The organism is Leptospira ainazelensis (genome assembly GCF_016918785.1).
Taxonomy (GTDB): domain Bacteria; phylum Spirochaetota; class Leptospiria; order Leptospirales; family Leptospiraceae; genus Leptospira; species Leptospira ainazelensis.
This window is the reverse complement of the sequence record NZ_JAFFPT010000079.1, coordinates 553,331-560,431: the sequence shown is the minus strand read 5'-3', so window position 1 is coordinate 560,431 and position 7,101 is coordinate 553,331. Positions and strand designations below refer to the sequence as shown.

At 44.1% G+C, this 7,101-nt stretch carries 5 protein-coding genes; all 5 read right to left on the bottom strand.

What is annotated here, in order from left to right; translation table 11 throughout:
• Positions 1-335: 335 nt before the first annotated feature.
• Positions 336-2,780 (bottom strand): TonB-dependent receptor family protein, encoded by a 2,445-nt coding sequence (locus JWG44_RS21505; RefSeq protein WP_205277061.1) that lies wholly within the window; start codon positions 2,778-2,780, stop codon positions 336-338.
• 353 nt (positions 2,781-3,133) lie between these two features.
• Positions 3,134-3,763, bottom strand: coding sequence for a VTT domain-containing protein (locus JWG44_RS21500; protein WP_205277060.1), 630 nt, complete (start codon positions 3,761-3,763; stop codon positions 3,134-3,136).
• On the bottom strand, positions 3,744-4,091 hold the full coding sequence (locus JWG44_RS21495) for a transmembrane 220 family protein (protein ID WP_205277059.1): 348 nt from the start codon (positions 4,089-4,091) through the stop codon (positions 3,744-3,746). The genes JWG44_RS21500 and JWG44_RS21495 overlap by 20 nt, the downstream gene beginning before the upstream one ends.
• Complete coding sequence (locus JWG44_RS21490) at positions 4,088-5,671, bottom strand: bifunctional GNAT family N-acetyltransferase/carbon-nitrogen hydrolase family protein (protein ID WP_205277058.1); 1,584 nt, start codon at positions 5,669-5,671, stop codon at positions 4,088-4,090. Before JWG44_RS21490 ends, JWG44_RS21495 begins: the two co-directional genes overlap by 4 nt.
• Positions 5,671-7,089, bottom strand: coding sequence for an FAD-binding oxidoreductase (locus tag JWG44_RS21485; protein WP_205277057.1), 1,419 nt, complete (start codon positions 7,087-7,089; stop codon positions 5,671-5,673). The genes JWG44_RS21490 and JWG44_RS21485 overlap by 1 nt, the downstream gene beginning before the upstream one ends.
• Positions 7,090-7,101 lie beyond the last annotated feature (12 nt).

Here is a 7,101-nt window from a genome sequence, read left to right as displayed (position 1 = left end):
GAGGTGATTTTTTTAGGTCCATGTATTTTTTCCTGAATGTCTTTGAAAAAAGGTCCCGGGAGAAGGCTTTCGCCCACACCCGGGGAATTTTCGATGAACTGGTTGTTATGATATTGATACTAATTCTCAAAATCATAATTTTGGTCAATCGAAATTCTTTTTGGTGGGCGAATTTGCGGGAACTCCCGCGAAAAAGTCCGTAAACTGGGGAGTTCCCGCGTTTTTCGGTCCGGAACCCCGTCAGAAAAGGGTGATTTCCCGGTAAAAAGTAGGAACTCACACCCAAAATCTTCTCTGCAAAGGTTTTGTCTGAAAAAAGGTCCATTCTTAAATTCTCAGAGTTCAAAGGTAACTCCGACATTGATCTGGCGAAAAGGTCCTACTTGAATCCCTTCCGGGATGCGCCCGGAAATATAACGAACGTCCCCGAGGTTTTTACCGTTTACAAAAACGCTCCAACGTTTGATCGGATCCTTATATCCCAAAGATGCGTTTACAAGCGCGTAAGCCGGGATCACCCCGGTTTCCCCGGAACTGTCCGAAGAGATATTCAAATATTGTAATACTTTTTTCCCTAAAGGATCGGTGATGGAATCGGCCCAATAAGCAGTTCTTGTATTCGTATCGTCGTGGAATTGGGCCGAGAAATACTGATATTCCGCTCTCGCATAAAAACCTTTCGGGTGGATGTAACCCAAAGAAACCGTGGCAGTGTCTCTGGAAACGTAGGGAACATAATTTCCGTTTTTATCTTTTTGAGTGACTATGAAGTCCAGAAACGATTGGTTTGCGGTGACTTTGGAAGTGTCGATAGAATACTGATTCATCTTTGCGTCCGCTCTCGTGTAGATGAATTCGATCGGAAGTTTAAAAGACGCGTCGAAAAGTTTTGCAGGGTCGAATGTAACGTTGGTTTCCAATCCTCGGCTATAAGTCCTTCCTCCGTTTTTGGCGGAAGTCGCGGAGTCATTTCCGGATGTGGAAGAAGTGATGATGATTTGATTGATATAATTCAAATCAAAATAGGTCACTTGTGCATTTAAGTAATTTGTAATATCTCCGCGAATTCCGGTTTCGTAATTGTAGGAATATTCAGGATCTATTTTATTTATGATTCCGGAATTGTTAAGCGCATCCTGATAACGAGGAGGAGAAAAACCCTTGTGGGCGCCGGCAAACCAGGTAAGATCCTTTCGAATATCGTAAGTAAGACCAAGGCCGGGAATGAGGACGTGGTAGACGTTTCTACTTCCTTTGTCGACTTCTTGAGGTGGAGAATTCGGATCCGCTTGGTTTGTGACTGGGTCTATCGCTTGTTGACGGAGAATCGTCCGGTTTTGAGTGAAGGTTTCATATCGAACACCGGGAATCACTGAGAATTTATCGTAGAATTTAAAACTATTCTGAGCAAAACCTGCGACCGATTTTGTATTGTTGACCTCGTGGTCTCGGAGTTGTCCGGATTTTGCGAGGGAATATTCCGAAGAGACGGCCCCGGTAGCGGGGCTTCCCAGTCCGTTTCCAAAGGTTGCATAATCGGGAGTAGACGGACCATCCAGGAATTTTATATCCGCCGTCTCGTAGTGATAACGAAGCCCCGCATCGAGTTGGTTTTTGACGCCGAAAAACTGATAGTCCAGTTGATATCTGGATTCTGCGCCGACAAAACGATAAGTTCTGTTTCGATGTCCGACCCCGTCCAGCATATAGACCGTATCACCGGTACGATTTACGAAAGGCTCGGTATCGAAGGCTTTAATCGTATTGTTCGGAATTACGTTGTAATAAGAACCGGTATTGCGAGCGTAATTCTGTCTAGACCAATTTCTTTCAGTATAGGCAGCATAAACTTTCGTAACGAGTTTGGAGCTATCGGTGATTTTCCATTCGTGACCGAGATCGCCGGAATATCTTTGAAGTTTGCGATTGTCCTGTTCCGCGAAATTGGAAGAAGAATTGTTCCAGAGTTGAGCCGTTGTAAGACCGAGATAGGTCATATTCGCGTCTTGAACGGTTCCTAAGAATTTTGTGGTGAACGCGTGTTTTTCGTTCAGATCGGTCACCGACTTAAAAGAAACCTCATGGAGTCTGAAGTCTTGGTGTTCACGGAATCCGTTTCCTTGTTTTCTAAGAATGGAAATATCGATTCCGGTATTTCCAAAGGTCCCGCCGTAAGAAACTTGAGAAGAGAAGAATCCGTAAGATCCTCCTTGCATAGAAACGGAAAGGACCGGTTCTTTCGGGGGGCGTTTTGTGATAAAGTTGATGACTCCGCCGATGGTAGAAGGTCCGAAAAGAATCGCTCCGGATCCTTTTACCACTTCGATTCTTTCCATACGATCGATGTTAGGCGTATAATATTGTTCCGGTGCGGAATATGGGTTGAGGGATGTGAAAATTCCGTCTTCAAGAATGAGAACCTTTCTTCCTAGATCGCTGTTCACTCCTCGAAAGCCTACGTTCAAGATCAAGCCGGTATCTTGATATCGAATCGAGGCGCCGGGAACTCTTCGAAGGACTTCCATCGAATCGACCGGACGGGTTTGTTCGAGGTATTCTTTCTCGATGATCGTCGCGGAGCCTGGAATTCGTTTGAGATCGTTTTTCTTTTTTCCGATGACCGAAATGGTTCCTTTGGACCATTTTTCTTTTTCTATTTCTTCCGGGTTTGGAGTGGGAGAGGGTTGCTTTTCCGTGTTTTCCTGAGGTTGTGCGGGAACTCCCCAAGAGAAGAGGAAAATGAAGAAAAGAGAGACGGACAGAATTGTTTTTTTATGCATCGTCGATTTCGATTTTGAAAATGATTCTCAATATTTGGCTGCCGGGTTTAGAGTCAAGGGAGAATGGAAAGAAAAGAATGAAGCGCTTAGAAAAATTCTCGGAAATTAGAACTTATGGAATGGAAAGTGAAAAAGTAGGATCTCCTTCGTTTTTGATCTTAGAAAAGCTTTGCTCGAACAACGGAAGTAGGATCTCCTTCGTTTTTGATCTCAGAAAAGCTTTGTTTAAACAACGGAAGTAGGAACTCCTTCGTTTTCGATTTCAGAAAAGCTTTGCTCGAACAACGGAAGTAGGATCTCCTTCGTTTTTGATCTCAGAAAAGCTTTGCTCGAACAACGGAAGTAGGATCTCCTCAAAAAATCTTCCCCGAGAAAACATAACGAACAAAAAAGAGAATCACGATACACTGCGAAAATTGTCCTGCGATGAAAACGGGATAAAAAATTTTTTTCTTATAACGAATGACGCCAAGAATTGCACTCAAGATCGGAGCCGGTAAAGGAAGCGCGTTAAATGCAAAAATCGCCAAAACGCCATAGCGGTTTAAAAATCCTTTCATTCTATAAAATTTTTTCGGACTGATCAGTTTGATGCAGGCCCGAGCAGCGATTCTTCCCAGAAAATAATTGATCGAAAACGAGATCAAGAGACCGAGCAGATGAAGAGAAATCAAATCGCTCCCATCGAGTTTGGAATACGTCGCGCGAATGTATAAGAATTCGATGGGAAGATAAAAGAAAAACAAACCTCCGAAAAGGGTAGTAAAAAAGACGCCGATCAAACTCGGTTTTTGGATTTCTTTGCTTACGGAAAGGACTAACTTTTGAACGGCGCTTAAACCCGGAATTTCAAATTTAAGAATCCCGGAAGTCGCCAAGATCAAGAGCGTGAGCGCTATCAAAACGGAGGAAAGAAAGATCAGACCCGAATAAAAATTTCTTTTTTCGTGATACGAAAAAATTTCATCCTTTTGAAACGGCACTCGTCTCTCTCTTCCGAATGATATACGACGGGACGCGGGAAACGATCGCGGAAAGAATCAGACCTCCGGTTTCTCTCGTCACCTCGTCGTCAAAGGAGAAATTCTGGATCTGCATCGCCGCAAGGACCGTTCCCGCGGAAAACATCGCGGAAAGAATCAAAGAAGTTCTCAGCCAGATTTTAGTTTTTTCAGGATATATTAAGAATCCTGAATACAATATTACGACGCTGAGATAAAGCGGCATCCAGAGCCAAGGATCCGGATCGTTCCACTGAAGGGCGGCAAATAAAATCCAAAGAAGAATGATCGTAATAGAAAATGTTTTCATGATTCATAGATCCATTTGAGTTCGTATAAGTCTTTTCTACGATTGGTTAGGTTTCTGACCGAACCTTTTTTACGAAGTTCTTTCAAAAGATCCAGATCCAAATCCGCAATCAGGGTCATCTCCGTGTTCGGAACTGATTCGGCGGCGACACAATCGTGAGGAAAGGCAAAGTCGGAAGGAGTAAAAACCGCGGACTGAGCATACTGAATGTCCATATTCTCCACGTGAGGAAGCGCGCCTACCGAACCCGAGATCACGACGTAACATTCGTTTTCGATCGCCCTTGCCATCGCGCAGTGACGAACTCTGTTGTAACCGTTCTTTGTGTCCGTATAAAAAGGAACAAAAAGAATGTCCATTCCCTGTTCCGCAAGAATTCTAGGAAGCTCCGGAAATTCGACGTCGAAACAGATAAGAATTCCGATCTTACAGGAATCCGTGTTGAACACCGAAAGATTGTATCCTCCTTTAACGCCCCAATAGAAATCTTCATCCGGAGTTACGTGCAGTTTATACTGTTCTTCGTAAGTTCCGTCCCTTCTGCATAGATAAGAAACGTTATGCAGGGTTTCGTCCCTGTATTCCGGCATACTACCGGAGATGATATTCACGTTGTATGAAACTGCAAGCTCCACCATTCTTTCTATGATACTTTCCGTGTGGCTGGAAAGCGCGCGCATCGCGTCGGAAGGGCTCCGATCGTTGTATTTTGAAAGAAGGGAAGCGTTGAAGAATTCCGGAAAAAGAACAAAGTCCACGTTGTATCCCGCGACGGTATCCACAAAGAATTCTACCTGTTTCATCAATTCTTCGATTCCGGTAACGGGCCGCATCTGAAGCTGGACGACCCCCACTCGGACGACGGTTTTTTTACCGCCAATAAGAGTCGTTTCTTCCTTTTCATAGTATATATTCAACCATTCTAATAGAACCGCGTAAGAGCTAAAACCCTTTGTGTTTCCGAAATAGCCGCGTTTGAGTTTTCTTACGTGAAAACCGTTAGCCAATTGAAAGGATAAAACGGGATCGTAGATTTCTTTGTCTCTTACTTTTTCGATGTATTGCGCCGGAGTCATAGAATCTTCGTAGTTTTCATAACCCGGCATCCACGCTCCGACTACGATTCTTTTGAGATTGAGTCTTTCGCAGAGTTCTTTTCTCGCGTCATACAATCTTCGGCCGAGACGAAGACCGCGATACTCGGGATGAACGAAGATATCGACGCCGTAGAGAGAATCTCCATCCTCATCGTGATTTTTGAGATCGCCCTTTCCGACGATTTCTTCATAGGTGTGGTTGTCTCCGTAATCGGCCCACTTGATGATCTGGCTGATCGCGGCGCCTACAACTTTACCGTTGTCTTCGATGCAGATCTGGCCTTCCGGAAATTTTGTGATCTGAGATTCGTATTGATTTCTTTTCCAAGCGCCGTCGAACTCGGGAAAGACGATGTCCATAATTTCTTTTACGTCTTCGTAGTCGTCCAAGGTTAGAGCGCGGATAACGATCCTATGATCGGATTGAATCTTCTTCTTTTTTTTCCTCGGTTTTTTCCCGCCGGCTCCGTTTGTGGAAATCATCAGAACACTTTACCCGGGTTCATGATGTTTTTCGGGTCCATGGATTTTTTGATTTCTTTCATTAGAAGAATTTCGGCTTCCGTTCTGGAAAAATGAAGAAAGTCCTTTTTTAAAAGTCCGATTCCATGTTCAGCGCTGATGGATCCATGATATTTTTGTAATAAACGAAACATGTCCGGATCCACGCTTTTGCATCTCTTGAAAAATTCTTCATTGGAAAGATCCTTCGGTTTAACAATGTTTAGGTGAAGATTTCCGTCGCCAACGTGACCGAAAAGAGCGATTTCAAAACCGGGATATTCGTCTTTTAAAAGCGCTTCCATTTCCACGAGGAAGGGTTCCATGTTTCGAAGAGGAAGAGAAATATCGTTTTTGTGAACCGTATAATCGATGGAAATGCTCTCGCTGATTCCTTCTCTGTATTTCCAGAAGGTTTCCGATTGTTTGGAATTTTGAGCGAGGCTTCCGTCGCTGATCAGCTCTTTTTCCGTGATCGTTTCCAAAAAGCCGAACAACTTTTCGTCGTCGCTTTCGTCTGCGATTTCGAATTCCATCAAAACGTAATACGGACTTGGAGACGAGAACGGATCGTGAACTCCCAGATGAGCTTTTACTTTTCCCAGACAATATTCGGTGAAAAATTCGAAAGCGAGAAGAGGAACCTTTACCTGATGGGTTTCTTTGAATAAGGAAAGAATGGAGACAAAATCCGGAACCGCTACGAGAAGAACCCGGTTGTCCAGAGGTTTTGTAGTCAGTTTGAGGGTCGCTTCCGTGATGACGCCTAACGTTCCTTCGGATCCGATGAAGAGTTGTTTGAGATCGTATCCGGTATTGTTCTTCAACACTTCTCCGTTAAATTCTAAAATTTGCCCGGTTCCGGTTACTACCGTAAGACCTAAAACCCACTGACGAATGAGCCCGTAGTGAACGACTCTCACACCGCCCGCGTTAGTCGCGATGTTTCCTCCGATTTGCGAAGAGCCCGTGGATGCGAAGTCCACCGGAAAGTAAAATCCTCTTTCTTCGGATTCTTTGTGGAGATTTTTCGTGATCATTCCCGCTTGTACTTTGATACTTCCGAAAAAGGGATCGAAATCCAAAACCTTGTCCATCTTGGAAAGGGAAAGGACGAGTTCTTGATTTTTCGCGATTGCTCCTCCCGCGTAACCGGTTCTTCCTCCGGAGGGAACGATGGAGATTTCGTTCTCGAAAGCGTATTTTACGATTTTTGCAACTTCCTCGGTGTTGGTCGGGAAGGCGAGGATTTCGAAATCGGGACTGTGAACTTTCGTTCTGTCGGTTCCGAAGGAAAGAAAGGTGGCTTCGTCAAAGTCCGGGTCGTTTCTAAAAAAGATTTTTCCCGGTCCGATGAGGGATTTTAATTCCGATTTGTTGATTGTGGAAGTCGTAGTCATAATTCTAATTTC

Coding starts and splice junctions, on each gene's coding strand:
- JWG44_RS21485 (WP_205277057.1), bottom strand. CDS start 7,089: ATGACTACGACTTCCACAATCAACAAATCGGAATTAAAATCCCTCATC.
- JWG44_RS21490 (WP_205277058.1), bottom strand. CDS start 5,671: ATGATTTCCACAAACGGAGCCGGCGGGAAAAAACCGAGGAAAAAAAAG.
- JWG44_RS21495 (WP_205277059.1), bottom strand. CDS start 4,091: ATGAAAACATTTTCTATTACGATCATTCTTCTTTGGATTTTATTTGCC.
- JWG44_RS21505 (WP_205277061.1), bottom strand. CDS start 2,780: ATGCATAAAAAAACAATTCTGTCCGTCTCTCTTTTCTTCATTTTCCTC.